Source organism: Actinosynnema sp. NPDC004786, assembly GCF_053601135.1.
Window position 1 is genome coordinate 96,281 of sequence record NZ_JBSGBG010000020.1, and the last position, 26,027, is coordinate 122,307.

Annotated in this window: 16 protein-coding genes; 12 read left to right on the forward strand and 4 right to left on the reverse strand. The window is 74.7% G+C overall.

Translation table 11 applies throughout. The annotated features are described in order from the left end of the window. Positions 1-110 precede the first annotated feature (110 nt). The 9 genes from ACWEFJ_RS19905 (at position 111) to ACWEFJ_RS19945 (ending at position 17,923) form a co-directional block, all read left to right on the forward strand. Positions 111-1,055, forward strand: a complete 945-nt coding sequence (locus ACWEFJ_RS19905; RefSeq protein ID WP_449714623.1) for a TIGR04222 domain-containing membrane protein — start codon at positions 111-113, stop codon at positions 1,053-1,055. Next, positions 997-1,857 (forward strand): TIGR04222 domain-containing membrane protein, encoded by an 861-nt coding sequence (locus tag ACWEFJ_RS19910; RefSeq protein WP_449714624.1) that lies wholly within the window; start codon positions 997-999, stop codon positions 1,855-1,857. Before ACWEFJ_RS19905 ends, ACWEFJ_RS19910 begins: the two co-directional genes overlap by 59 nt. Positions 1,858-2,449: 592 nt before the next feature. After that, positions 2,450-3,247, forward strand: coding sequence for a DUF692 domain-containing protein (locus ACWEFJ_RS19915; protein WP_449714625.1), 798 nt, complete (start codon positions 2,450-2,452; stop codon positions 3,245-3,247). Further along, positions 3,244-3,594, forward strand: coding sequence for a hypothetical protein (locus tag ACWEFJ_RS19920; RefSeq protein ID WP_378085303.1), 351 nt, complete (start codon positions 3,244-3,246; stop codon positions 3,592-3,594). Before ACWEFJ_RS19915 ends, ACWEFJ_RS19920 begins: the two co-directional genes overlap by 4 nt. 77 nt (positions 3,595-3,671) lie before the next feature. Beyond that, positions 3,672-4,163: a hypothetical protein gene (locus ACWEFJ_RS19925; protein ID WP_449714626.1), complete on the forward strand. Its 492-nt coding sequence runs from the start codon at positions 3,672-3,674 to the stop codon at positions 4,161-4,163. Positions 4,164-4,356: 193 nt separating this feature from the next. Beyond that, positions 4,357-7,581 carry a S8 family serine peptidase gene (locus ACWEFJ_RS19930; protein WP_449714627.1) on the forward strand — a complete coding sequence of 1,075 codons (3,225 nt, stop codon included), beginning with the start codon at positions 4,357-4,359 and terminating at the stop codon, positions 7,579-7,581. Positions 7,582-7,805: 224 nt separating this feature from the next. Then, positions 7,806-11,051 (forward strand): S8 family serine peptidase, encoded by a 3,246-nt coding sequence (locus ACWEFJ_RS19935; protein WP_449714628.1) that lies wholly within the window; start codon positions 7,806-7,808, stop codon positions 11,049-11,051. Between the two features lie 157 nt (positions 11,052-11,208). Continuing rightward, complete coding sequence (locus ACWEFJ_RS19940) at positions 11,209-14,427, forward strand: S8 family serine peptidase (RefSeq protein WP_449714629.1); 3,219 nt, start codon at positions 11,209-11,211, stop codon at positions 14,425-14,427. A gap of 256 nt (positions 14,428-14,683) precedes the next feature. Then, on the forward strand, positions 14,684-17,923 hold the full coding sequence (locus tag ACWEFJ_RS19945; protein WP_449714630.1) for a S8 family peptidase: 3,240 nt from the start codon (positions 14,684-14,686) through the stop codon (positions 17,921-17,923). 45 nt (positions 17,924-17,968) lie between these two features. On the opposite strand, the gene hemQ is transcribed toward ACWEFJ_RS19945, so the two are convergent. Genes hemQ through hemE form a run of 3 tightly spaced genes read right to left on the reverse strand, consistent with a single transcriptional unit; the run spans position 17,969 to position 21,146 of the window. Further along, the gene (gene hemQ, locus ACWEFJ_RS19950) at positions 17,969-18,661 is read right to left on the reverse strand and encodes a hydrogen peroxide-dependent heme synthase (RefSeq protein ID WP_449714631.1); all 693 of its coding nucleotides are present in this window, start codon (positions 18,659-18,661) and stop codon (positions 17,969-17,971) included. Then, positions 18,649-20,097: a protoporphyrinogen oxidase gene (hemG, locus tag ACWEFJ_RS19955; RefSeq protein WP_449714632.1), complete on the reverse strand. Its 1,449-nt coding sequence runs from the start codon at positions 20,095-20,097 to the stop codon at positions 18,649-18,651. The genes hemQ and hemG overlap by 13 nt, the downstream gene beginning before the upstream one ends. Further along, on the reverse strand, positions 20,094-21,146 hold the full coding sequence (gene hemE / locus ACWEFJ_RS19960) for a uroporphyrinogen decarboxylase (RefSeq protein WP_449714633.1): 1,053 nt from the start codon (positions 21,144-21,146) through the stop codon (positions 20,094-20,096). Before hemE ends, hemG begins: the two co-directional genes overlap by 4 nt. 99 nt (positions 21,147-21,245) lie before the next feature. Between hemE and ACWEFJ_RS19965 the strand changes: the two genes are divergently transcribed. Next, the gene (locus tag ACWEFJ_RS19965; protein WP_378085285.1) at positions 21,246-21,782 is read left to right on the forward strand and encodes a DUF3000 domain-containing protein; all 537 of its coding nucleotides are present in this window, start codon (positions 21,246-21,248) and stop codon (positions 21,780-21,782) included. 472 nt (positions 21,783-22,254) lie between these two features. Here ACWEFJ_RS19965 and ACWEFJ_RS19970 read toward each other — a convergent pair whose 3' ends face one another. Next, complete coding sequence (locus ACWEFJ_RS19970; RefSeq protein ID WP_378085283.1) at positions 22,255-23,418, reverse strand: dipeptidase; 1,164 nt, start codon at positions 23,416-23,418, stop codon at positions 22,255-22,257. A gap of 254 nt (positions 23,419-23,672) precedes the next feature. Here ACWEFJ_RS19970 and ACWEFJ_RS19975 point away from each other — a divergent pair, with 254 nt between their 5' ends. Next, on the forward strand, positions 23,673-24,389 hold the full coding sequence (locus tag ACWEFJ_RS19975; RefSeq protein ID WP_053718177.1) for a response regulator: 717 nt from the start codon (positions 23,673-23,675) through the stop codon (positions 24,387-24,389). Positions 24,390-24,456: 67 nt separating this feature from the next. After that, entirely contained in the window at positions 24,457-25,698 is a 1,242-nt protein-coding gene (locus tag ACWEFJ_RS19980) for an HRDC domain-containing protein (protein ID WP_449714634.1), read from the forward strand. The last annotated feature ends 329 nt before the right edge of the window (positions 25,699-26,027 follow it).

A 26,027-nucleotide genomic window follows, 5' to 3' on the forward strand; every position in this document is an offset into this window, starting at 1 on the left:
GCTCTGGGCTGGTTGGCGGTTCGGAGGGTCCGCGCTTTGGCGGGTTGGCGGTTCGGCGGGTTGGCGCTTTCGGGGCTTGACCGCGCGGGCGACCTCTTAGGGTGGCGGCCATGACGTTCCTGTGGTGGTACGGCCCGGCGCTCGTCGCCGCGGTGGTCCTGGGCCTGCGGGTGAAGCGGGTCACGGGAACCGTGCCCGACCGGCCGCTGGACTTCGAGGAGATCGGGTACCTCGGCGGCGGCCCGGTGCGGGCGGTCGAGGTGGCGTTGGCCGGGCTGGTGGCCGACAACCGGGCGCGGGTGTCCGGTTCGGTGGCCGCCGCGGTGCCCGGCCCGGACGAGCCGCCGGCGTCGGCGCTGCAGGGGGTCGTGCTCGCCCGGCTGGCGCGGCCGTGCGACCTGGACGAACTGGTGGTCGGCGCGGCCACCAGCGGACCCGCCCGGCAGCTCGGGCGGCGTCTGGTCGAGGGCGGGTTGCTGGTGTCGCCGCGGCGGCGGTTGGCGCGGGCCGTGCTGGCGGTCGTGCCGTTGGCGGTGGTGGCGGTGGTCGGCGTCGTGGCCGGTCCGGGCGGGTGGGCGACGGCCGTCGCGCTGTCGGCCGCCGGTGTGCCGGCGGTCGTGCTGCTGCTGGGCCCGCCGCCGGTCCTGACCAGGCGTGGCGCGCGGGCGTACGAGGAGGCGACGGCGGGTCTGGCCCCGGTCGACCCGGCCGAGCTGACCGCCCGTTACGGCCTGACCCGGACCGCCGCGCCGCCCCCGACGTCCGCGCGGGGACCGGCGCGGGTCGACCCGGCGGTGTTCGACGGCGAGCGGACGGCGGTGTTCGACGGTGAACGGGTGGAACCGATCGCACCTGCGGAAACGTCCCAGGCACCGCTCCCCCGGCGCAGGCGTGCCGTGGTGGTCGAACCGCGACGCTGGCAGCGGCGCAACGGGTGGCTGGTGGCCGGTGGGTGGTTCGCGGGCGGGTGGTTGGCCGGGCAGTGGTTGGAGGGCGATGACGGTGGCGACGTCGTGGACACCGGGTACGACGGGTTCGGCGGGTTCGACGCCTGAGCCCGGTCGGGGTGCGGGTTTCGGCTCGGTCCCGGGCCTCGGCCCGGACCTGAGCCTCGAGGAGCAGGCTTTCCTGGCCGGCGGCCCCGGCCGGGCGGCCGAGGTCGCGGTGGTGTCGCTGGTCGAGGCCCGCGCGGTGCGGATCTCACGATCGGGCCTGGTCAGCGCGGTCGCCCGCCAGGGTTCCCCCCGGAGCCCGCTGCAGGCGCACGTCCTCCGCGCGCTGCCGCGGTCGCTGGGCGACGTGATCACCGCGACCGCCGGCAGCGCCGAGGCCCGGGCGCTGCGGCAACACCTGGTCGCGCGCGGCGCGGTCGTGCCGGCGGGCCGGCGGCGGGCCGCGCGCCTGATGCGACTGCTGACCATCTCGACGGGGCTGGTCGCGGTGATCGCGCTGATCGCCTTCGACCTGCCGTTCGCGGTGGCCGCCGTCGTGATCCTGGGCGCGCTGGTGGCGTCGCTCGCCCTGACCCGGATCGCCCGCCCGCTGACGCGGTCGGGGACGGCCGTGGTGCGACAGCTGGAGCGGACCGCCGTGTCGCCGAACCGGATCGCCCTCGTCGCCTACTACGGCCTGCTCGGCAAGGTCGACCGCCATCACGTGTGGGAGGTGCTGGGCATCGCACCGGCCGCGGCGGCGACGCTGCGACGGCGGTCGCGCGGGAGCGGGTCCAATGGCGGCGCGTCGTGCGGCGGTGGGTGCGGTAGCTGTTCCAGCAGCAGTTGCGGGAGCGGCGGCTCGTCGTGCGGTGGCGGCTCGTCGTGCGGCGGTGGCGGGTGTGGCGGCGGTGGGGGCGACTGACCGGCCGGGCGGCTGCGGTGGTGGGCTACGCGCGCAGCGGCAGGCGTGCACGGGTCAGCGGGCGTGAGGGCTGCGGGTGCACGCGTCAGCGGGCGTGAGGGCTGCGGGCGTGAGGGCTGCGGGCGTGCACGCTTCGGCCGGCGTGAAGGCTCCCGGCGTCCACGTCCGGCGGGGGTGCGGACGCGGGCGGGCGTGCAGGCGCGGCGCGGGGTGTGCGGGAAGCGGGCGTGCGGCGGGAAGCCGGTGTGCGGGCGGCGGTGGGGTGCAGGCGTGGGCGGGCGTGACGGGTTGGGGCGGGCCGTGGGAGGCGGGCCGTGGGAGGCGAGCGGCCCGGCTGAGGGCGAGCGGCGCGGCTGGGGGCTTGGGCGAGGGGGAGCCGGCGGGTGGACGCCGTGGTGGCGGGGAGTTGGGCGGGTGGTGGAGGCTGGGTTGGGCATGGAGGTGGTTGAGGCGGCGGCCTTGTGTTTTCAACCGACGTTCGAGGCCGATGATAACGGCGTTTTGTTGAGGTCAGTCGGCGATGATCACCCGATCGTGTTTCGGCGGCTGCTCGGGTGATCGTCAGATTAGTGGCTGGGAAGGCAGGTGTCCCGTGCGGAAGCTGGGTGTGGGGATAGGTTGGCGGCCCGAGATCGATCTCACCGTGGAACGGTTGCCCGGGGTTGACTTCGTCGAGGTGGTCGCGGAGAACCTGCACGTCGAGCACCTGCCCGAGTCGGTCCTCCTCCTCCGCGAGCGCGGCATCCCCGTCCTCCCCCACGCCGTCTCCCTCTCCCTCGGCGGCGCGGAGCCGGTGGACGCCGCGCGCGTCGCGCACCTCGCCGCCCTGGCCGAGGCCCTCGACGCCCCGCTGGTCAGCGACCACGTCTGCTTCGTCCGCGCGGGCGGTCTGGATTCCGGCCACCTCATGCCCCTCCCCCGCACCCGCGACGCGCTCGACGTGCTCGTCGCGAACGTCAAGGCGGCGCAGCGGGACCTGCCCGTGCCCCTCGCCCTGGAGAACGTCGCCGCCCTCCTCGAGTGGCCGGACGGCGAGCTCACCGAGGGCCGGTTCCTCGCCGAGCTGGTCGACCGCACGGACTGCCACCTGCTGATCGACGTCGCCAACCTCTACGCCAACGCCCGCAACCTCGGCACCGACGTCGCCCGCTTCCTGGACGAGATCCCCCTGGAACGCCTGGCTTACGTGCACGTCGCGGGCGGTGAGGAGCACCAGGGCGTCTACCACGACACGCACGCCCACGCGGTGCTGCCGGAGGTGCTGGACGTGCTCGCCCAGCTCCGCGCCCGCGTCGACCCGCCGGGTGTGCTGCTGGAACGGGACGACGACTACCCGGCCGACGCGGAGCTGGCGGCCGAGTTGGCGGCGATCCGGGCCGTGCTGGGATGACGCAGCCGCAGCGCGACCGGCTGGCCGCGGCGCAGGCCGAGTTGCTCCGGGCCCTGCTGGCGGACGGTGACGCGCCCGCCGGTTTCGACGAGGAGCGCCTGCGCGTCGAGAGGCGTGCGCTGCTCAACAAGCGGCGCGGGATCGTGGAGATGCTGCGGCCGGACGTGGCGGCCGAGTTGGGTGAGCGGTTCCGACCGTTGTTCGACGCCTACGCCCGAGCGCACCCGAAGGAGGTCGGCACGCGGTTCCGCGAGGACGCGGCGCGGTTCGCCGAGTGGGCCGTGCGGCGGGGTGAGCTGAAGCCGCGGAAACGGCGGTGGTGGCGTCGCGCGAACCGTGCGACCTGATCGGCCGCGCAACCCGATCGACCGCGCGACTTGATCGACCGCGCAACCCGATCGGCCGTGCGGTCCGTCCTCCGGGCATGTGGAGACGGACTTGGCCGATGGGCGTGCTGCTGCTGGTCGCGGCGTGCGGGGCGGCGGTGGACGGGGCCGGTGTGGCGTGCACGGAGATCGGCACGCGCGTCGGCGTGGGCGTGGAGGTCGAGCACCCGGACGTGGTGTCCGGGACGATCGAGGTTTGCTGGGACGGTTCCTGTGCAACCCCGTCGTTGGAGCTGTACCCGTCGACCAGGGCCGGCGACACGACGTGCACGGGCACCGGGCCGGACGACTCGTGCGGTGCCCGTGTCGAGCCGACCGGCGGGAAGCACGGGTTCGCCGACCTCCCCCGGATGCCCGCGCGTCCCGTCTCCGTGACCCTGCGGTTGGTGGACCAATCCGGTTCCGCGGTGGTGGACCGGGAGTTGACCGTCCACCCCGAAATGGCGTACCCGAACGGTCCGGACTGCCCAGCGGGTGGACCGCAGGCCGGTATCTCGGTTGCTGCCGACGGCTCAGTCACCGAGCGGTAGGTAACCGCTTACTCCGCTGAACCGGTGAAGATCCGACCGACCAATCAGCGGCTGTCCGGCTCTCCCGGGGCCTCTAGCGTCGGTGGGGTCCCAGGGCAACGTCGCTCCCGGTCCCTCCGCCGCCACCGGCGGGTCGCCGAGCCCTTCCGGCCGTGTTCCGCCAGGCGCGGCGCCTCACCGGGAGGTCGATGAGTTGAAGAGCACACGTTGGCGTGTCGTGCCGTGGGCGGCCGTGCTGGTCGCCGCGGGCCTGGTGGTGGTCGGTCCGGGGGTGTCGGGCGCGCGGGGCGCGCCGGCCCCGAACAGCGGCCACCACGAGGTCACGCTGATCACCGGGGACAAGGTCGTGCTCCTCGGTGACGAGGTCCGCGCGCTGGTCGCCGGGCCGGGGCGGGAGCGCGCGGTGTTCCACAGCTACCGGCGTGACGGGCGCCTGCACGTGGTGCCGCGCGACGCGGCCAGGGCCGTCGCGCAGGGCCGGCTGGACCCGAGGTTGTTCGACGTCACGGGTCTGGTCGAGGCGGGGTACGACGATCGCCGGTGGGACACCGTGCCGTTGATCGTGACCGGTGAGGAGGAGCCGGCGGCGGCCGGGCTGCGGGTGGGGCGCCGGTTGCCCGCGGTGGGTTCGTACGCCGCGCAGGTGGTCAAGTCGGAGGCGTCGGACGCCTGGCGCACGCTCGTGTCGAGGGCGAGCGTGCGCAAGGTGTGGTTGGACGGGGTGCGCCGGCCGGCCCTGGACCGGTCCACCGCGCAGATCGGCGCGCCGGCCGCGTGGCAGGCGGGGCTGACCGGCAAGGGCGTGAAGGTGGCCGTGCTGGACACGGGCGTGGACGGGGACCACCCGGACCTGGCGGGTCGCGAGGTGGCGGAGGCGAACTTCACCGACGACCCGGACAACACCGACACCGTGGGCCACGGCACGCACGTCGCGGCGACGATCGCGAGTGCCGGCGCGGAGTACCGGGGTGTGGCGCCGGACGTGGACCTGCTGGACGGCAAGGTGTGCGTCGCGTCGGGGTGCCGGGAGTCGGCGATCGTGGCGGGCCTGCAGTGGGCGGCCGAGCAGGGCGCGGACGTGGTGAACCTGAGCCTGGGCGGCGCCGACACGGCGGAGCTGGACCCGCTGGAGGAGGCGGTGAACACGCTGTCGGCGCGGACGGGCACGCTGTTCGTGGTGGCGGCGGGCAACAACTCGCGGCCGGGGACGATCAGTTCGCCGGGCAGCGCGGACGCGGCGTTGACGGTGGGCGCGGTGGACCGGCAGGACGGGATCGCGCCGTTCTCCAGCCGGGGTCCGCGGGTCGGTGACGGCGCGGTGAAGCCGGACGTCACCGCGCCGGGCGTGGAGATCGTGGCGGCGCGGTCCCGCGGCGGCACGGTGGGCACGCCGGTGGACGACGGCCACGTGGCGATGTCGGGCACGTCGATGGCGACGCCGCACGTGGCGGGCGCGGCGGCCCTGGTCGCGCAGCGGCACCCGGACTGGTCGGGCGGGCAGGTGAAGGCGGCGCTGGTGGCGTCGGCGCGGAACAACCCGGAGTTGACGGCGTTCGACCAGGGCGCGGGTCGGGTGGACGTGGCGAAGGCGACCACCACGCTGGTCACGGCGGAGCCGGCGAGCCTGGCGATGGGCACGCGGGAGTGGCCGCACCACGACGACGCGCCGGTGTCGAAGGTGGTGCGGTACCGCAACGACGGGACCGCGCCGGTCACGTTGGCGTTGACCGCGGAGGTGACGGGTCCGGACGGGGGCGCGGCGCCGGCCGGTCTGGTCGGGGTGTCGCCGGCGAAGGTGACGGTGCCGGCGGGCGGCGAGGCGACGGCGACGGTGACCGCGGACACGCGGCCGGGGTCGGTGGACGGCCTGTACGTGGGGTCGGTGGTGGCGACGGGCGGTCCGGCGCCGCTGCGCACGGCGGTCAGCGTGAACCGGGAGGTGGAGAGCTACGACGTGGACTTCCGGTTCGTGGACGGGGACGGCGCCCCGGCGGTCGACTACTCGGCGTCGGTCATCGGGTTGAGCAACGACGTGTTCGAGTTCCCCTACGACGCGGACGGCTCGTTCACGCTGCGGTTGCCGCGGGGCGAGTACTTCACCGGTTCGGACGTGCAGACGGGGGACTCCCGGTTGGCGTTGCTGCCCCGGCCGCGGTTGAGCGTCACGGCGGACACCGAGGTGGTGCTGGACGCCCGTGCCGCGAAGTCGGTGCGGATCACCGCGCCGGATCCGGGGGCGGCGGAGGCGTTGGGCGACGTGACGGTGGTGCGGGCGCACGGCGACCGGCAGGCGAGCGTGAGCACGGCGTTCCTGGGCGGGTTCGGCCCGGGCGTGTCCATCGCGCACGTCGGCCCGGAACCGGCGGACGACGAGCTGACGGTGTTGCTCGGCGCGCAGTTCCGGGGCACGCCGGACGGCGACGTGCCGGTGACCTACCGGTTCGCGTGGTCGCAGCAGGGGCGGTTGCCGGACGGGTTCGTGCGGGAGCCGGCCGCGTCGGACCTGGCGGAGGTGCGCACCCGGTTCGGGCCGGGACCGTCGGGGCGCGCGTTCGGGCACGGCGGCAACCCGATCACCCCCGGCGGTGTGGCCGGGTGGGCGTGGTTGCCGGACGTGGCGTCGCCGGGTGAGGCGGTCGACCGGGTCACCCCGGACCTGGCGTGGTCGTGGGGTTTCCTGCAGTACGGCGCGGAGGGCGCGGTGGAGGCGACGCTGACCTCGCCGGAGCGGCGGTACGAGCGGGGCGGCGGGCACGAGGAGCGGTTCAACGACCCGGTGTTCTCGCCCGCGTTGCCGGAGTCGCGGTCGCCGTACCTGGCGCGCGGCGGCGACGAGATCAGCTTCGCGGTGCCGCTGTTCACCGACGGGGCGGGCAACGGCGGCAACGCGGCGGTGTCGTCGGCGCGGACCAGGTTGCTGCGCGACGGGGTGGAGGTCGGCGAGACGCCGTACGCGGCGAACGGGCTGTTCGAGGTGCCGCCGGGGGCGGCGGCGTACCGGGTGGAGACGGAGGCGGTGCGGGCGGCGGGCACGTCGGAGTTCGCCACCCGGGTGAGCGCCGCGTGGACGTTCCGCTCCGACACGACGACCGGGGACGGGGTCGTGCCGCTGCCGTTGTCGGTGGTGCGGTTCACGCCCGGGTTGGACGGGAGCGGCACGGCCCCGAAGGGCGCGTCGTTGCGGGTGCCGTTGACCGTGCAGCAGCAGGAGGGCGCGGCGAACGGCCGGATCGACCGGATCGACGTCGAGGTGTCGTTCGACGACGGCGCGACGTGGGCCGCGGCGCCGGTGTCGGCGGGTGCGGCGACGGTCGCCAACCCCGATCGCGCCGGGTACGGCTCGGTGCGGGTGCGGGCGACCGACAGCGCCGGGAACGCCTTGGAGCACACCGTGATCCGCGCTTACAAGATCGGCTGAGCGCCCGGGAGGGGCGGCCGCGGCCGGTGGTCGCCCCTCCCGGCGAGCAACGCCGGTTGGGCTGCCCGGCCGCGTCCGGTCCCCGCGTTGGGACGCTGAAACGGCTCCCCCGAGTGGATAGCGTCCAAGTTGTCGGGGGGCGCATCACTTTCGGTACACCGTTTTTTCGCACCTCCCGGCAGCGCGTCCACAGCGCGCTCAACCAGATTCGGGAGGTATCTGCGTTGAATCCGAGAGCACGACGACGGGGGATCGCCTGGGGGGCGGCGTTGTTGGCGGTCGGGCTGGCCGCCGGCACCGCGGCGGCGACCACCTCGACCGCACCCCCACCGCCGCCGGCGAGCCAACCGGGCGGCGAGCGGCACACCGTCACCCTGGTCACGGGCGACAAGGTGGTCGTCGCGGGCCAGGCGCTCCTGTCCGTCACGCCGGGGCCGGGCCGCGACCGCGTCACGTTCCACCGGTTCCTGCGCGACGGCCGGCTGCACGTCGTGCCGCGCGACGTCGGCAAGGCGTTGGCGGCGGGGCGGCTGGACCTGCGCCTGTTCGACGTCACGGGCCTGGTCGAGGCCGGCTACGACGACGCGAGGCGCGACACCGTGCCGCTGATCGTCACCGGGGACCGGCAGCCGGCCGGCGTCCAGGTCACCCGCGCGCTGCCGACCATCGACTCGGTGGCGGCACGGGCCGCCAAGGCGGACGTCGCCGCCACGTTCCGGGCGTTGCTGGACGACCCGGGCGTCGAGAAGGTCTGGCTGGACGGCGTGCGCCGGCTCAGCCTGGACCGCTCCGTGGCGCAGATCGGCGCGCCGACCGCGTGGCAGGCCGGGTTCACCGGCAAGGGCGTCAAGGTCGCCGTGCTGGACAGCGGCGTCGACCAGACCCACCCCGACCTCGCCGGCCGGGAGGTCCTGGAGCGGAACTTCACCGAGGACCCCGACAACAGCGACCTGGTGGGCCACGGCACGCACGTCGCGGCCACCGTCGCCAGCGCGGGCGCGAAGTACCGGGGCGTCGCGCCGGACGCGCAGATCCTCGACGGCAAGGTCTGCTCCCTCGACTGCGCCGAGTCCTGGATCGTCGACGGCATGCAGTGGGCCGCCGACCAGGGCGCGGACGTGATCAACATGAGCCTGGGCGGCACCGACACCCCGGACGTGGACCCGCTGGAGCAGGCCATCGAGACGCTGTCGGCGCGCACCGGCACGCTGTTCGTGGTCGCCGCCGGCAACTCCGGCGGTCCCGGCACGATCAGCTCGCCGGCCAGCGCGGACGCCGCGCTCGCCGTCGGCGCGGTCGAGCGCGACGACGACATCGCGCCGTTCTCCAGCCGCGGCCCGCGGGTCGGCGACGGCGCGCCCCGGCCGGACGTCACCGCGCCGGGCGTGGACATCGTCGCCGCCAAGTCGAGCACCGGCCAGATCGGCACCCCGGTGGGCGACGCGCACGTGGCCGTCTCCGGCACGTCCATGGCCACCCCGCACGTCGCCGGCGCGGCGGCCCTGCTCGCCCAGCAGCACCCCGACTGGACCGGCGCGCAGATCAAGGCCGCCCTCATGGCCTCGGCCAAGAACAACCCGGCGCTCACCGCCTTCGACCAGGGCACCGGCCGCGTCGACCTCGCCAGGGCCATCGGCACGACGGTCACCGCCGACCCGCCCAGCCTGGCGCTGGGCCTGCACCCGTGGCCGCACGACGACGACACCCCGACGAGCAAGGAGTTCGCCGTCCGCAACAGCGGCACGCAACCCGTCACGCTCAGCCTGGCCGTCGACGCCAAGGGCCCGGACGGCAGGCCCGCGCCGGCCGGCGTGTTCACCGTGAGCCCCGGCGCCGTCACCGTGCCCGCGGGCGGCGAGGCGACCGTCTCCGTCACCGCCGACCCGAGGGCGGCCGCCGTGGACGGCGCGTACAGCGGCACGGTCGTCGCCTCCGGCGGCGGCGTGGAGCTGCGCGTGCCGGTGGGCGTCGACCGGGAGGTCGAGAGCTACGACGTCACGTTCGAGTTCATCGACGCGCAGGGCCGGCCCGCGACCGACTTCTTCTCGTTCGTCATCGGCGTGGACAACCCGACGGTCGTGTTCCAGGACGGCGAGAACGGCAAGGCCACCACGCGGCTGCCGGTGGGCGAGTACCTGGTCGTGAACGAGGTGCTGACCGGCGGGCCGGAGCAGACCGCCGTGCTGCCGCAGCCGAGCCTGCGCGTCGGCCCGGACACCGGCACGATCACCGTGGACGCCCGCAAGGCCAAGCCGATCGCGATCACCTACCCCGACCCGGCCGCGCGGCCCGTGGTCGGCGACATGCTGCTCCTGCGCGGCGTCGCCGGCGAGGTGGTGACCGGCATCGGCTCGGCGCGGCCGGGCGGCTTCGGCGACGGCACCTCGATCGGGCAGGTCGGCCCGGACGTGCCGCCCGCCGACCTGACGGTCCTGCTCGGCGAGCAGGCCGCCGGCACACCGCAGGGCGCGACCCCGGTGACCTACCGGTTCTCCTGGGCCGAGAAGGGCCGGGTGCCCACCGGGTTCGTCCGCGCGCCGGCCCGGCGCGACCTGGCCGAGGTGCGGTCGGAGTTCGGCGTCGGCACGCCGGACCGGACCTACGGGTTCGCCGGCTTCCCCGTCCTGCCCGACGGCATCGGCGGCCTCGGCGCGGACACCGCGGTGACCGTGCCCGGGAAGTCGATCGACTACGCCACCACCGCTCCCGACGTGCGGTGGTCGTGGTCGCTGGCCCAGTTCCGGGACCGCTCGATCGAGGCGGAGTCCGCGACGCCGCCGACGCGGCACCGGCCGGGGCAGGTGGTGCGGCAGCGGCTGCACGACCCGGTGTTCGGCCCGGCGCTGCCCGGCGGGTCGTTGCCGCACCTGGGCAGGCAGGGCGACGTGATCACGGTGTCCGTGCCGCTGTTCGGCGACCGGCACAACAACTTCGGCGCGTCCGCGGTGTCGTCGGCGCGGACCACGCTGCGGCGCGACGGGACCGCGGTCGGCGAGTTCCCGCTGGCCGGGCGCGGCGAGTGGACCGTGCCGCCGGGGGCGGCCGGCTACCGGGTCGAGACGGAGGCCGTGCGCGCGCCGGGCGTGTCGGAGTTCTCCACCTCGGTCAGCGGCGCGTGGACGTTCCGGTCCGGCGGCACGCCGGCCGACCGCGTCACGCCGCTGCCGCTGACCGTGGTCCGGTTCACCCCGGCGCTCGACGCGCACGGCGTCGCGCCCGCGGGCCGGCTGCTGCGGGTGCCGTTCGAGGTGCGGCAGCAGGAGGGCGCGGCGAACGGCCGGGTCGACCGGGTCCGCGTCGAGGTGTCGTTCGACGACGGCAAGTCCTGGTCGGCGGCCCCGGTGGTGGGGCGCACCGTGCTCGTCCGCAACCCCGGCGCCGCCGGGTACGCGTCGCTGCGCGTCCAGGGCTCCGACAGCAGGGGCAACACGTTCGAGCACACCGTGATCCGCGCGTACAAGGTCGGCTGACACCGGGCGGGGGCGTTCGCGCACGCGGACGCCCCCGCCCGCCGGCCGACACCATCGGGGGGGCATCGGTCATCGGCACATCGCCGCCGCCGCGCGCGGGCGGTGCCTTCCCCGTGCGGTTTTCACCGCACACCACCACGTTCGGGAGGTATCCGCGTTGACCGCGAGAGCACGACGGACCGCCGTGGCCGCCCTGGCCGCGCTCGGCCTGGCCACCGGCGCCGCCACGGTCGCCGGCGCGACGCCGCGACCCGCGCACCACGACACCACCGGGACCACGACCGTCACCCTGATCACGGGTGACCGGGTCCTGCTCCACGACACCGGGATCAACTCGGTCCAGGCCGGTCCCGGCCGGGAACGGGTCGGCTTCCTCACCGTTCACCGCGACGGCCGGCTGCACGTCATCCCCCGCGACGCCGCCCGGGCCGTCGCAAGCGGCCGGCTGGACCCGCGCCTGTTCGACGTCACGGGCCTGGTCGAGGCCGGCTACGACGACGCGAGGCGCGACACCGTGCCGCTGATCGTCACCGGCGACCGGCAGCCGACCGGCGTCCACGTCACCCACGCCTTGCCCGCCGTGAACGCGGTCGCCGCACAGACCCAGAAAACCAGTGCCACCACCACCTTTCAGACCCTCCTCACCGACCCGGACGTCAAGAAAGTCTGGCTCGACGGCCTGCGCCGGCCCACCCTCGACCGCTCCACCGCCCAGATCGGCGCGCCGACCGCGTGGCAGGCCGGGTTCACCGGCAAGGGCGTCAAGGTCGCCGTGCTGGACAGCGGCGTCGACCAGACCCACCCCGACCTCGCCGGCCGGGAGATCGCCGAGCGGAACTTCACCGAAGACCCCGACGCCACCGACCGGGTCGGCCACGGCACGCACGTCGCCGCCACGATCGCGAGCAACGGCCCGAAGTACCGGGGCGTCGCGCCGGACGCGCAGATCCTCGACGCGAAGGTGTGCGTCGACCACGGCTGCCCCGAGTCCTCGATCCTCGACGGCCTCCAGTGGGCCGTGGACCAGGGCGCGGACGTCGTCAACCTCAGCCTCGGCGGCGACGACACACCCGGCCTCGACCCGCTGGAAGAAGCGGTGAACACCCTGTCCGCGCGGACCGGCGCGCTGTTCGTCGTCGCGGCGGGCAACCGCGGTGGTCCCGGCACGGTCGGCTCGCCCGGCAGCGCGGAGGCGGCGCTCACCGTCGGCGCGGTCGACCGGAACGACGCCGTCGCGCCGTTCTCCAGCCGCGGCCCGCGCCTCGGCGACGGCGGCGTGAAGCCCGACATCACCGCCCCCGGCGTGGACATCGTCGCGGCGAAGGCCGCCGCCGGGCGGATCGGCATGCCCGTGGACGAGCACCACGTGGCCGTCTCCGGCACGTCCATGGCCACCCCGCACGTCGCCGGCGCGGCGGCCCTGCTCGCCCAGCAACACCCCGACTGGACCGGCGCGCGGATCAAGGCCACCCTCATGGCCTCGGCCAGGAACAACCCGGCGGCGACCGCGTTCGCCCAGGGCGCGGGCCGCGTCGACCTCCCCGGGGCGCTGCGCGCCGCGGTGACGTCCGACCCGACCAGCCTCGCCCTGGGCTCCCACCCGTGGCCGCACGACGACGACACCCCGGTGACCGGGGAGCTGACCTACCGCAACAGCGGCACGGACGCCGTCACCTTCCCGGTGTCGGTCGAGGCCAGGGGCCCGCACGGCGAGCCCGCGCCCGCGGGCCTGTTCACCGTCACGCCCACCACCGTCACGGTCCCGGCGGGCGGCGCGGCGACGGTGACCGTCACCGCGGACACCAGGGTCGGCGGCGTCGACGGCGCGATCTCGGGCGCGGTCGTCGCGGGCGACCTCCTGCGCACCCCGGTCGGCGTCGACCGCGAACCCGAGAGCTACGACGTCACCGCCACGTTCGTCGACGCGAACGGCGAGGCGCCCAGCCGGCACAGCGGGCTCGTGATCGGCATGGACAACGACGTGTTCGCGTTCTTCGACGGCGAGGACGACACCGCCCGGCTGCGCCTGCCCAAGGGCGAGTACTTCGCCTTCGGCGACGTCACCACCGGCGACCCGGAGGACGGCCGGACGGCGTTGCTGCCGAGGCCGGTCCTCGTCGTGGCCGGGCCGACCGCGCTCACCTTCGACGCCCGCGCCGCCGAGCCGGTCCGGGTCACCACCCCGGACCCCGGCGCGAAGCCCGTGCTCGCCGAGGTCCGGGTCACCCGCGCGCACGAAGGGTCGCGCGTGTCGATCGGCTCGCTGTTCATCGACGGGTTCACCGACGGCCTCACCCTGGCGGGCTCCGACCCCGACCTGCCGGACGACCAGCTCGAACTCGTCGTCGCCACCCAGGGCACCGGCACGCCGGTCGGCGCGACACCGGTCCACCACCGGCTCGCCTGGGTCGAGCGCGGCCGGGTGCCCACCGGGTTCGTCCGCGCGCCGGCCCGGCGCGACCTGGCCGAGGTGCGCTCCCACCTCGGCCCCGCCCCGGCCGGCCACGGCTACGACCTCGGCGCGGCCCCGTTCGGCGCGGACGGCTCCGGCCCCATGGGCGTGCTGTTCCCCGTGCCCACGGGCGGCGAGGCGATCGACTACGTCCTCGGCGACGGCTTCCGGTGGCGGTGGCTGCTGAGCGAGCACGGCCCGGACGGCGACTCCGTCGCCGACTACTCGGCCACCGACCGCACCTACCGCGCCGGCCGCACCCACGAGCAGCGGTTCCGGTTCCCGGTGTTCGGGCCGGGCCTGCCGCCGTCCTCCTACGACTACCTGAGCCGGCACGGCGACGTGATCACGGCCCAGGTGCCGCTGGTCAACGACGGCGGGGACAACCTCGGCTGGTCCGTCACCGAGTCGGCCCGCGCCACCCTGCACCGCGACGGCCAACCGGTCGCCGAGGTCCCGTCCGCGTCGGCGCGGTTCACCGTCCCGCCCGGCGCGGCCCGCTACCGGCTCGACCTGGACCTCGTCCGCGCGCCGGAGGTCTTCGCCCTCACCACGCGGGTCACCGGCTCGTGGACGTTCCGCTCCGACACCGTGCCGGGCGAGCGGAGCCGGAAGCTCCCCCTGTCGGTCGTGCGCTTCGCACCCCGACTCGACGCCGACGGCGGCACACCCGCCGGACGCCTCCTGCGCATCCCGCTGACCGTCGAACAACAACAAGGCGCGGACAACGGACGCGTCCACAAGGTCGAGGTGGAGGTGTCCTTCGACGACGGCAAGTCCTGGGCAAGGGTTCCCGTAGTCGGCGGCGCGGCACTCGTCCGCAACGCCGACCGGGCGGGCTACGCGTCGTTGCGCGCCAAGGGAACCGACAGCAAGGGCAACACCTTCGAGCACGCCGTGATCCGCGCGTACAAGATCGGCTGAGGGCCCTGTCGCGGCGAGGGGACGTCCGGTCGCGCGGATGTCCCCTCGCCCGACCTGCGCGGTGTAGTGGCCCGCTCGGCTGTTCGAGTGGCGTTTTCCCCTCAAAGGGACGCTGCCGTCCCCCTGACGGGTGGATAGCGTCGAGGTCGTTGGGGGCTTCGACTGTTCCGGCATCCCGCCGCCGCCGCGATCGGCGGCGCCTTCCGACCGCGCGTTTCCCCTGCGCGACCACCACGTCCGGGAGGTGTCCGAGGTGATGTCGAGATCACGGAGGCGGGTCGGGTGGGCAGCCGCCGCCCTCGCGGCCGGGTTCGCGGCCGGCACGGCGACCGGGGTCGCCGCCGGCGAGCCGGACCGGCGGGACCCCGCGGACCGGCGGGCCGGCGCGCCCACGTCGGTCACCCTCGTCACGGGCGACCGGGTGGTGCTCGACGGCACCGCGTCGCGCTCGATCAAGGCCGGTCCCGGCCGCGAAGGGGTCCGCTTCCACACGTTCCGGCGGGACGGCCGGCTGCACGTCGTCCCGGACGACGCCGTCAAGGCGTTGGCCCGGGGCAGGCTGGACCCGCGCCTGTTCGACGTCACCGGCCTGGTCGAAGCCGGCTACGACGACGCGAAGCGCGACACCGTGCCGCTGATCATCACCGGCGACCGGCAGCCGACCGGCGTCCACGTCACCCACGCGTTATCCGCCGTGGACGCGGTCGCCGCACAAACCCCGAAAACCAGTGCCGCCACCACCTTCCAGGCACTCCTGGACGACCCGGACGTCAAAAAAGTCTGGCTCGACGGCCTCCGCCGGCCCACCCTCGACCGCTCCACCGCCCAGATCGGCGCACCGACCGCGTGGGACGCCGGGTTCACCGGCAAGGGCGTCAAGGTCGCCGTCCTGGACGGCGGGGTGGACGGCACGCACCCCGACCTCGCCGGCCGGGAAGTCGCCGAGCGGAACTTCACCGAGGACCCGGACGCCACCGACGTCAACGGGCACGGCACGCACGTCGCGGCCACCATCGCGAGCAACGGCCCGAAGTACCGGGGCGTGGCGCCGGACGCGCAGATCCTCGACGGCAAGGTGTGCGCCCTCTACGGCTGCGCGGAGTCCTGGATCCTCGACGGCCTCCAGTGGGCCGTGGACCAGGGCGCGGACGTCGTCAACCTCAGCCTCGGCGGCGACGACACGCCCGGCCTCGACCCACTGGAAGAAGCGGTGAACACCCTGTCCGCGCGGACCGGCGTCCTGTTCGTCGTCGCGGCGGGCAACTCCGGCGGCACCGCCACCGTCGGCTCGCCCGGCAGCGCGGACGCCGCGCTCACCGTCGGCGCGGTCGAGCGCGACGACGCCATCGCGCCGTTCTCCAGCCGCGGCCCCCGCGTCGGCGACGGCGCGGTCAAGCCCGACCTCACCGCCCCCGGCGTGGACATCGTCGCGGCCAGGGCCGCCACGGGCTCGATCGGCACCCCGGTGGGCGACGCCCACGTCGCCGTCTCCGGCACCTCCATGGCCACCCCGCACGTCGCCGGCGCGGCCGCCCTCATCGCCCAGCAACACCCCGACTGGACCGGCGCGCAGATCAAGGCCACCCTCATGGCCTCGGCCAAGAACAACCCGGCACTGTCGGCCTTCGACCAGGGCACCGGCCGCGTCGACCTCGCCAAGGCCATCACCACCACGGTCACCGCCGAGCCCGCCGGCCTGGTCATGGGCACGCACCCGTGGCCGCACGGCGACGACACGCCGGTCGCCAAGGACCTGACCTACCGCAACAGCGGCACGGACGCCGTCACGTTCGCCGTGTCGGTCGAGGCCAGGGGGCCGGACGGCGCCCCCGCGCCCGCCGGTCTGCTCACCGTCGCGCCCACCACCGTCACCGTTCCCGCGGGCGGCGAGGCGACGGTGACCGTCACCGCGGACACCAGGGTCGGCGGCGCCGACGGCGCGTTCTCCGGCACGGTCGTCGCCGGGGACCTCCTGCGCACCCCGGTCAGCGTCGCGCGCGAGGCCGAGAGCTACGACGTCACCACGACGTTCCTCGACGCCGAAGGCCGGGAGCCCGCGCTGTACAGCTCCGTGCTGATGGGCGTGGACAACGACGAGTTCGCGTTCCTGGAGGACGACGACAACACCGTCACCACCCGCCTGCCCAAGGGCGAGTACATGGTCTACGCCAACGTCGTGACCGGTGACGGGGCGGGCCAACGGGTCGCCGTGCTGGCGCAGCCGTCGCTGTCGGTCACCGGGGACACCACGACCGTCTTCGACGCCCGCACCGCCAAGCCGATCTCGGTCACCCCGCCCGACCCGGGCGCGGTCCCGGCGATCGGCGACATCGGCCTCGACCGCCGGTCCGGCGACCGGCGGATCGGGCTCGGCGTGGCGTTCCTCAACGGGTTCACCGACGACCTCGCGCTGGGTCACGTCGGCCCGACGCTGCCCGACGACCAGCTCGAAGTCGTGATCGGCGCGCAGTACGCGGGCACCCCGGTCGGCGACACGCCGGTGCGCCACCGGTTCGGGTGGGTCCGGCACGGCCGGGTGCCGACCGGGTTCGTCCGCGCGCCGGCCAGGCGCGAGCTGGCCGAGGTGCGGACCGCGTTCGGACCCGGCCCCGACACCGACGAGTTCACCCACGGCGGCAGCCTCGTCACGGAGGCCGGCTCCGGCGGCTGGGCGGTGCTGTTCCCCGCGCCGCCGGGCGGCGACACCATCGACTACGTCAACACCCGCGACATCCGGTGGCGGTGGCAGCTCCTCCAGGTCGCGAAGGCCGCGTTCGACGTCCGCGCGAACTACTCGACGGCGGACCGCACGTACCGGCCCGGCGACCGCGATCGCGAGCGGTTCAACTTCCCGGTGTTCGGCCCGGGCCTGCCGCCGTCCCGCTACGAGTACCTGGGCCGGCTCGGCGACCGGCTCATGGTGCAGGTGCCGCTGGTCAACGACGGCGCGGACAACCTGGGCGGCTCGGCGTACGCGTCCGCGCGCACCACCCTGCACCGCGACGGGCAGAAGATCGCCGAGACCCCCGCGCCGGGCGGCGAGTTCGCCGTGCCGCCGGGCACGGCCCGCTACCGGGTCGAGACGGACTTCGTCCGGTCGCCGGGCGTGTCCGAGCTGAGCACCCGGGTCACCGGCGCGTGGACGTTCCGCTCCGACACCGTGCCGGGCGAGCGGAGCCGGAAGCTGCCCCTGTCGGTCGTGCGCTTCACACCCCGACTGGACGCCGACGGCGGCACGCCCGCCGGACGGCTCCTGCGCGTCCCGCTGACCGTCGAGCAGCAGCAAGGCGCGGACAACGGGCGCGTCCACAAGGTCGAGGTGGAGGTGTCGTTCGACGACGGCAAGACCTGGGCAAAGGTTCCCGTCGTCGGCGGCGCGGCACTCGTCCGCAACGCCCGGCACGAGGGCTTCGCGTCGTTGCGCGCCAAGGGCACCGACAGCAAGGGCAACACCTTCGAACACGCCGTGATCCGGGCCTACCGGCTCACGGCGTGACGGGCGGCGGGGAGGGGCGTCCGGTCGCGGGCGTCCCTCCCCGCCTCACGGCAGGTTGGTGACCAGCTCGGCGGCGGGCACGCGGGTGCCGGTGTAGAAGGGGATCTCCTCGCGGACGTGGCGGCGCGCCTCGGTGCCGCGCAGGTGCCGCATCAGGTCCACGATCCGGTGCAGCTCGTCGGCCTCGAACGCGAGGATCCACTCGTAGTCGCCCAGCGCGAACGACGCCACCGTGTTCGCCCGCACGTCCGGGTAGTCCCGCGCCTCCTTGCCGTGGTCGGCGAGCATGCGGCGGCGGTCCTCGTCCGGCAGCAGGTACCACTCGTAGGACCGCACGAACGGGTAGACGCACACGTACTTGCGGGCTTCCTCGCCCGCCAGGAACGCCGGGATGTGGCTGCGGTTGAACTCGGCCGGCCGGTGCAGCGCGACCTGGCTCCACACCGGGGTGGACGCCCGGCCCACGGCGGTGCGGCGGAACCCGGTGTAGGCCTGCTGGAGCTGCTCGATCTCCTCGGCGTGCCACCAGACCAGGTAGTCGGCGTCCGCGCGCAGGCCCGCCACGTCGTACACGCCGCGCACCACGACACCCTTGGCCTCCAGGCCGTCCAGGTACTCCTGCGCCTCGGACGCGGCCGGGCCGCGGTCGTCGGGCAGGCGACCGGGCTCCACCCGGAAGACCGACCACATGGTGTAGCGGATGGTGTCGTTGAGTTCGTTGTAGTTCAGGCGGGCCATGGGTCCAATCCTCTCACCCGGCGGACCGGGCCGAGCACGTGAGCGGCGACACGGGCGGCCGCCGCGTGGCCCGTCGCGACGCACGCGGGCAGGCCGACGCCGTGCAGCGTGGCGCCCGCCACGGCCAGGCCGGGCACCTCGGCGACCGCGTCCTCGATGCCCCGCACCAGGTCGAGGTGGCCCACCCCGTACTGCGGCAGGCCGCCGCCCCAGCGGGTGACGGCGGTGTCGATCGGCTCGGCCGTGACGCCGGTCAGCCGGCGCAGGTCGTCCCGGACGGCGGCGACCAGCTCGTCGTCGTCGCGCTGGAGCAGGTGGGTCTCGCCGTGCCGGCCGACGCTGCCGCGCACCAGCACCGGGCCGCCGGCCAGGTGCGCCCACTTGCGGCTGGAGAAGGTGAACGCCTTCGCGGTGAACGGCACGCCGTCGGCGTCCCGCTCGCCCTCGGCCAGCAGCACGCCGGACCGCTCGGGCAGCGCCGTGCCGGGCGGCAGGGCCAGCGCCACCACCGCCATCGACGCCAGCTCGACCTCGGCGTAGCGGCGGGACGCGGCGGGCACGACGTCGGCGAGCAGCCTGCGGGCCGCGGGCGCGGGCACGGCCAGCACGACGCCGTCCACGTCCAGGCGTTCCGGCGCGGCGGCGGAACCGATCTCCAGCCGCCACCCCCGGTCGAGCCGGGTCAGGGCGCGCACCGGCAGGCCGAGCCTGATCGCGGCCCCGGACGCCTGCGCCAGGCGTGCCACCAGCGTGGACAGGCCGTCGCTCAGGGTGCCGAAGACCGGCGGTCGGGTGACACCCGGTGGTGGCGGCGGGGGCACGGCGGACGCGGCGGCGGCCAGCAACGAGCCCGCGCCCGCGTCCAGTGCGGCGGCCAGTTGCGGCATGGTCGCGCGCAGCCCGAGCACGTCGGTGCGGCCCGCGTAGACGCCGCCGAGCAGCGGCCCGACCAGCCGGGCGTCCACCTCGGGGCCGAACCGCTCGCGCAGCAGCGCGCCCACCGGCACGTCCGCGCCGGCCAGCCGGATCGGGGGGAGGTCGGGTTCGGCGGCGAGCCGGCGCAGGCCCTCCGGCGACAGCACCCCGCGCACAGTGTCGACCGATCCGGGGACGCCCATCAGCGTGCGTGGCGGGATGGGCCTGGTGTCGCCGGCGGCGTGGACGCTCGCCGCGGCCTTCGTCGGGTGGACGACCCGGTCGGCCAGGCCCAGCTCGGCGACCAGGTCGGCGGCCTCGGGGCGGCGGTGCAGGAACGCCTCCGCGCCCACGTCGTAGGCCACGCCGGCGACCTCGACGGTGCGCAGCTTGCCGCCCAGCCGGTCGGCCTGCTCGACGACGGTGATGCCCGCGTCCGGCCCGAGCAGCCGCCGCAGCCGGTGCGCGGCGGCGAGGCCGGAGAGCCCGCCCCCGACCACCGCCACCCGCGTCGCGCTCATCCGGCCCGGTGCACCAGCTCGACGGCCCGCGTGATGACGTCGGGGTCGGTGTCGGGCAGCACGCCGTGGCCGAGGTTGAAGATGTGCCCGGCGGCGGCGCGGCCCTCCCGCTTGATCCGCTCGACCTCGCGTTCCAGCGCGGGCAGGCCCGCGAACAGCAGCGCCGGGTCGAGGTTGCCCTGCACGACCGGTTTCGGCAGGTGGGGCGCGGCCTGTTCGAGCCGCCGCACGGCCACGTCCAGCGGCGTGCGCCAGTCGACGCCGACCACGTCCGCGCCCGCCTCGCGCATCGCGGGCAGCAGCTCGCCCGTGCCGACGCCGAAGTGGATGCGCGGCACCCCTTCGACGCTCCGCAGCACCCGGGTGGAGTGCGGCAGGACGAACTCGCGGTAGTCGCGCTCGGACAGCGCGCCCGCCCACGAGTCGAACAGCTGCACCGCCTTCACGCCCGCGCGGACCTGCACGCGCAGGAACTCGGCGGTGATGCCCGCCAGCCGGTCCAGCAGCGCGTGCCACAGGTCCGGGTCGCCGTGCATGAGCGCCTTGGTGCGCTCGTGGTGCTTGCTCGGGCCGCCCTCGACCAGGTAGGAGGCCAGCGTGAACGGCGCGCCGGCGAAGCCGATCAGCGGCACGTCGCCGAGCCGGTCGTTGAGCAGCCCGATGGCGTCGGCCACCGGCCGCACCTGCTCCTCGTGCAGCTCGGGCAGGGCGTGCACGTCGGCGGCGGTCTGGACCGGCTTGGCCACCACCGGCCCGGTGCCCGGCACGATGTCCAGGTCCACGCCCGCGGCCTTGAGCGGCACGACGATGTCGGAGAACAGGATCGCGCCGTCCACGTCGTGGCGGCGCACCGGCTGCAGGGTGATCTCGCAGACCATCTCCGGGTCGAGGCAGGCGTCCAGCATCGCGGTGCCTTCGCGCAGCCGGCGGTACTCCGGCAGGGAGCGGCCCGCCTGGCGCATGAACCAGACCGGGGTGCGTGACGGCTTCCCGCCGCGCGCGGCGACGAGCAACGGGGCTTCGGTGATGTCGTTCATCTCGCCCGCCATCGTCCCACGGGGTGGGCGGTCGGCATCTTCGGGCGTGCGGTCCCGGGACGCGGCGTGCCGCGCTCACGTTCCGAGGTTTAGGGGCCTACAGTCCGTGGTGTGACGGAGCCCGAACTGTTCCAGCGGGCGGTGGCGACGCTCCGGTCGGTGCGCACCAGGCCCGAACTGGAGTTGACCGAGGTGCGCCCGCCGCAGCGGCTCGCGCCTTGGGCCTTCGCGCTGACCGCGGAGGTGACCGGGCCCGCCGACGAGCTGTCCACGGGACGGCTCGTGCTGCTGCACGACCCCGACGGGGTGGAGGCGTGGTCGGGGGTGTTCCGGCTGGTCGCGTACGTGCGGGTGGAGCTGGACGCGGAACTCGCCGCCGACCCGCTGCTGCCCGAGGTCGGCTGGTCGTGGCTGGTGGAGGCGCTGGAGGTGTCCGGGGCGGCGTTCCTGGCGCTGGGCGGCACCGTCACCCAGACGTCGTCGGCGCGGTTCGGCGACATCGCCGGCCCGGCCCGCACGGACGACCTGGAACTGCGCGCCTCGTGGACCGCTCGGACCGCCGAGCTGGCCGCGCACGGCAGCGCGTTCTTCGACGTCATGGCCACCGCCGTGGGCCTGCCGCCGGTGGGTGTGAGCACGCTGCGCTGACGGCCCGCGTCGAGTTGTCCACAGGGGCGGCCCGACGAGCCCTTCCCGTCGCCCCGAGCCGGCAGAATCAAGACAGGGGTCCCCTGGCGGGTACCTCTGCGGCAGCGAGCGACAGCGCCGATCGCTCGACCACCGCGAGCGTCCCGCCGGTCCCAAGCCCCAGGCCCCCTGAGCCCTGAGCCCTGAGCCCCGCAAGGTTCCGCCGCACACCCGTCCCGCTCAATCCCGCGGATCCTGCGGAGCACCTGTCTCGCCCCGCGGCCCGCAGGTCCTGCGGAAGACCCGTCTCGCCCGCGGCCCGCAGATCCCGCCGCACGCCCCGTCCCGCCCGTTCCCGCAGGTCCGGCCGGTTCACCGGGCCGCCGACCCTCGCCGATCCCGCAGGTCGAGCCCCGGCGTCCAAGACCGGGAGCGTCACCGGACCCCGCCCGCCACGAACCTCCGGGCCGGCGAGATCCGGGTCAGGCCGGGGTCAGTCGTTGGCGCGGAGCACCCGCAGCACGTTGCCGCCGGCGAGCTTGGCGCAGTCGTCCTCGCTCCACCCCCGGTCCAGCAGCGCGCCGATCAGCTCCGGGTAGCACGAGACGTCCTCCATGCCCTCCGGCAGGCTCCGCGTCCCGTCGTAGTCGCCGCCGAGCCCGATGTGGTCGATGCCCGCCACCTCCCGCGCGTGGTCGAGGTGCGCCAGCACGTCGTCCATGGTCACGCGCGGCGTGGGGCCGGCGTCGGGCCAGGTGTCCGCGAACCGGTGCCGGGCGTCGAGGTCGTTGTGGTTCTCCCCCGCCGCCTCCATCGCGGCCCGCAGCCGGGCGTCCCAGTCGACGTACGCCTGCGACAGGAACTGCGGCACGAACGTCACCATGCACACGCCGTCGTTGTCCCGGAGCCGCGCCAGCACGTCGTCCGGCACGTTGCGCGGGTGGTCGGCGACCGCCCGGCAGGACGAGTGGCTGAACACGACCGGGCGTGTCGAGACCTCCAAGGCGTCACGCATCGTGGTCGGGGCGACGTGCGACAGGTCGACCAGCATGCCGAGCCGGTTCATCTCCCGCACGACCTCGCGCCCGAAGTCGGTCAGCCCGCCGTGGACCGGCTCGTCGGTCGCCGAGTCGGCCCACCCGGTGTTCTCGTTGTGGGTGAGCGTCATGTACCGGACACCGAGCCGCCGCAGCGCCCGCAACACGCCCAACGAGCCGTTGATGCTGTGTCCGCCCTCCGCGCCGATCAGGGAGGCTATCCGCCCGTCCCGGAAGGCCCGTTCGGCCTCGTCGGCGGTGGTCGCGATGCGCAGGTGCGCCGGGTAGCGGTCGGCGAGGGCGTGCACCAGCTCCACCTGCTCCAGCACGGCGGTCACGGCTGCGTCGCCCGCCAGCCGGCACGGGACCCAGACGGACCAGAACTGGATCCCCAACCGGCCCTCGCGGGCCCGCACCAGGTCCGTCTGCAGCGCGGGCTGCCGGACGGTCAGGTCCACGGCCGAGACGCACGAGACCGGATCGACCGCCGTTGACTTTTCACCGAACTCGTCCGAGAAGGTGAGGTCCCGCAGAGCCCACGGCAGGTCGTTGTGCCCGTCGGCGAGGGGCGCTCGGGCCAGCAGTTCCTCGGCCCGGCCCCGACCCGTGGTGCTCGCCACCCGCAACTCCTTGATGTCGTCGTGAGAACCGTTCGCGTTACGCCCTCGATCGAGTTGTCAGCCGATCGTGTGACAACGGAGGCCAACAGTGACAACTCATTCGGGATAGATACCCGATTGATCGTCCCGTAGACCCGCTTGGGCGGCTACGCTGCCCCAGACGACACCACTTTCGGTCGATCAGTGGCGCGGCTGATTGGACGAAAGTCCCGGTGCCGGTCGGGGGGCACGACCGACTCCAGGGAGGTAGTGACGTGGCTGCCGTCGGCTTAGGTCAGGCCGTTCGTACCACGCCAGCCGGCACGTTGCCGGCGAACATGGTCCCGCACCCGCGGGAGGAGCTTTTTTCAGTGCTGGTGGTCGACGACCACCCACTGCTGAGGGAGGCGATATCGGCTCGGCTCACCCAGATGGGAGCCGGGACAGTGCATGAGGCGGCTTCGGTTGCGGAGGCTCGGGCGCGGGCACTCGCCACCGGACCGTGCGACCTCGCGATCCTCGATCTGGGTCTGCCGGATGGCACCGGCATCGACCTGGTCACGGAACTCCGTGCCCAGGGCTGGCCCCGCATCGTGGTCCTCGCGTCCTCCGACGACCCCTACGCGGTCAGGTCGGCCTTCCAGGCGGGCGCCCAGGCGTACCTGCTGAAGTCCGCCTCGCCGATGGTGGTCACCGACGGGGTGCGCAGGGTCCTCGACGGGGGCGTCTACGCGGACCCGAGCGTCGCGCCCGTGCTTGCCGCGGGCACGAGGGTGCCGGGCACCGACAACACGCCGCGGGAACTCTCCGCGCGTGAGGTCGAGGTCCTCCAGCTGGTCGCCGATGGCCAGAGCAACAAGGAGATCGGCGAAGCGCTCAGCCTTTCCGCGCTGACGGTGAAGAGCCACCTGTCGCGGATCGGGCGCAAGCTGGGCACCGGCGATCGGGCTCAGATGGTCGCGCTGGCCATGCGTGCCGGCGTGATCCGCTGAGCAGGTCGGCACACTGAACCGGCCGAACACACCCGCGAGTGGTGCGTTCGTCGTAGGGTCTTCCGCCGTGGACGTACCCTCCGACGAGCCAACCGAACCAACCGGTGCTGATCCGGTGCCGCTGGTGGAACCCGCTGACGGGGTTCCGCCTGTCGTCGCCGACGCACCGTCGCTCCGGCGTGCCGCTGACGCGCTCGCCGGAGCGACGGGTCCGGTTGCGGTGGACACCGAGCGAGCCTCGGGATACCGCTACTCGCAACGCGCTTACCTGGTGCAACTGCGCCGGGAAGGCGCCGGGACCGTGCTGGTCGACCCGATCGCCCTCGGCGGTCGGCTCGATCCGCTGGTCGAGGCGCTGGACGGGACCGAGTGGGTGTTGCACGCGGCGTCGCAGGACCTGCCGTGCCTCGCCGAACTCGGGCTGCGTCCGAGCGCGTTGTTCGACACCGAGCTGGCGGGCAGGCTGGCCGGGTTCGAGCGGGTGGCGCTGGGCACGCTCGTCGAGCGGCTGTTGGGCTACCGGTTGGAGAAGGGGCACGGCGCGGCCGACTGGTCGCGTCGCCCCCTTCCCGCCGACTGGCTGAACTACGCCGCGCTCGACGTCGAACTGCTGGTCGAGCTGCGTGACGTGCTCGAACAGGAGCTCAAGCGGCAGGGGAAGCTGGAGTGGGCGCTCGAGGAGTTCGAGGCGGCCCGCACGGCTCCCCTGCCGCGCCCGCGCGCGGAGCCGTGGCGCCGCACGTCGGGCATCCACCGGATCCGCAGCCCGCGGCAGTTGGCCGCGGTGCGGGCGCTGTGGGAGGCGCGGGACGCGGTGGCCCGTGAGCGCGACATCGCGCCGGGCCGGGTGCTGCCGGACTCGGCGCTGGTCGAAGCCGCCGTGCGCAACCCCGCGGACGAGGCCGCCCTGTCGGCGCTGCCCGTGTTCCGGGGGCGGGCGCAGCGGCGCATGGTCGGGGTGTGGCTGGGCGCGTTGCAGCGTGCCGCCGCACTGCCCCGCAACCAGCTGCCGGAGGCGGCGCAGCAGCACGACGGTCCGCCGCCCGCCAACCGCTGGGCGGACAAGGACCCGGCCGCCGCGGCCCGCCTGGCGGCCGCCAGGACGGCGTTGACGGCGGTCGCCGAGGCCAACACCCTGCCGGTGGAGAACCTGCTGCTGCCCGACCTGGTGCGGCGCACGTGCTGGCAGCCGCCGGCCGACGCCTCGCCCGAGGGCGTGGCCGCCACCCTGCGCGAGGGCGGCGCCCGCAACTGGCAGGTCGCCCTGACCGCGACCGTCCTCTCCGAGGCCCTGACCCAACCCACCTGACCGCGCGAGTCCTACGTTCGGAACGCGTGTGTCCTACGTTCACGCACCCCGAGTTGAACGCTCGGAACGCGACCGATCGCGCTGAGTGGTGAACTCGGGTGTTCCGAACGTAGGACTCTCGCGTTCTCAACGTAGGACACGCGCGTTCCGGACGTAGGACACGCGCGTTCTGGGGGTAGGACACGCGCGTTGGGTGCGGCGGGCGGGTCGCGGTCGGCCGGTCGTTCCGTTCCCGTTCGGGTTGTTCCCGGCGGTCCGGGCGGCTGTGACCGAGCGAACAGGGCAACCTCTGTGGTTACCGGTCGGTAACAGGGACTAGAGTTGTGTTA

Bases quoted from the DNA above. Each gene is read 5' to 3' on its own strand.
- hemQ (WP_449714631.1), bottom strand. From the start codon at position 18,661: ATGGCCCGCCTGAACTACAACGAACTCAACGACACCATCCGCTACACC.
- ACWEFJ_RS19920 (WP_378085303.1), top strand. From the start codon at position 3,244: ATGACGCAGCCGCAGCGCGACCGGCTGGCCGCGGCGCAGGCCGAGTTG.
- ACWEFJ_RS19905 (WP_449714623.1), top strand. From the start codon at position 111: ATGACGTTCCTGTGGTGGTACGGCCCGGCGCTCGTCGCCGCGGTGGTC.
- ACWEFJ_RS19945 (WP_449714630.1), top strand. From the start codon at position 14,684: ATGTCGAGATCACGGAGGCGGGTCGGGTGGGCAGCCGCCGCCCTCGCG.
- ACWEFJ_RS19925 (WP_449714626.1), top strand. From the start codon at position 3,672: ATGTGGAGACGGACTTGGCCGATGGGCGTGCTGCTGCTGGTCGCGGCG.
- hemG (WP_449714632.1), bottom strand. From the start codon at position 20,097: ATGAGCGCGACGCGGGTGGCGGTGGTCGGGGGCGGGCTCTCCGGCCTC.
- ACWEFJ_RS19910 (WP_449714624.1), top strand. From the start codon at position 997: ATGACGGTGGCGACGTCGTGGACACCGGGTACGACGGGTTCGGCGGGT.
- hemE (WP_449714633.1), bottom strand. From the start codon at position 21,146: ATGGCGGGCGAGATGAACGACATCACCGAAGCCCCGTTGCTCGTCGCC.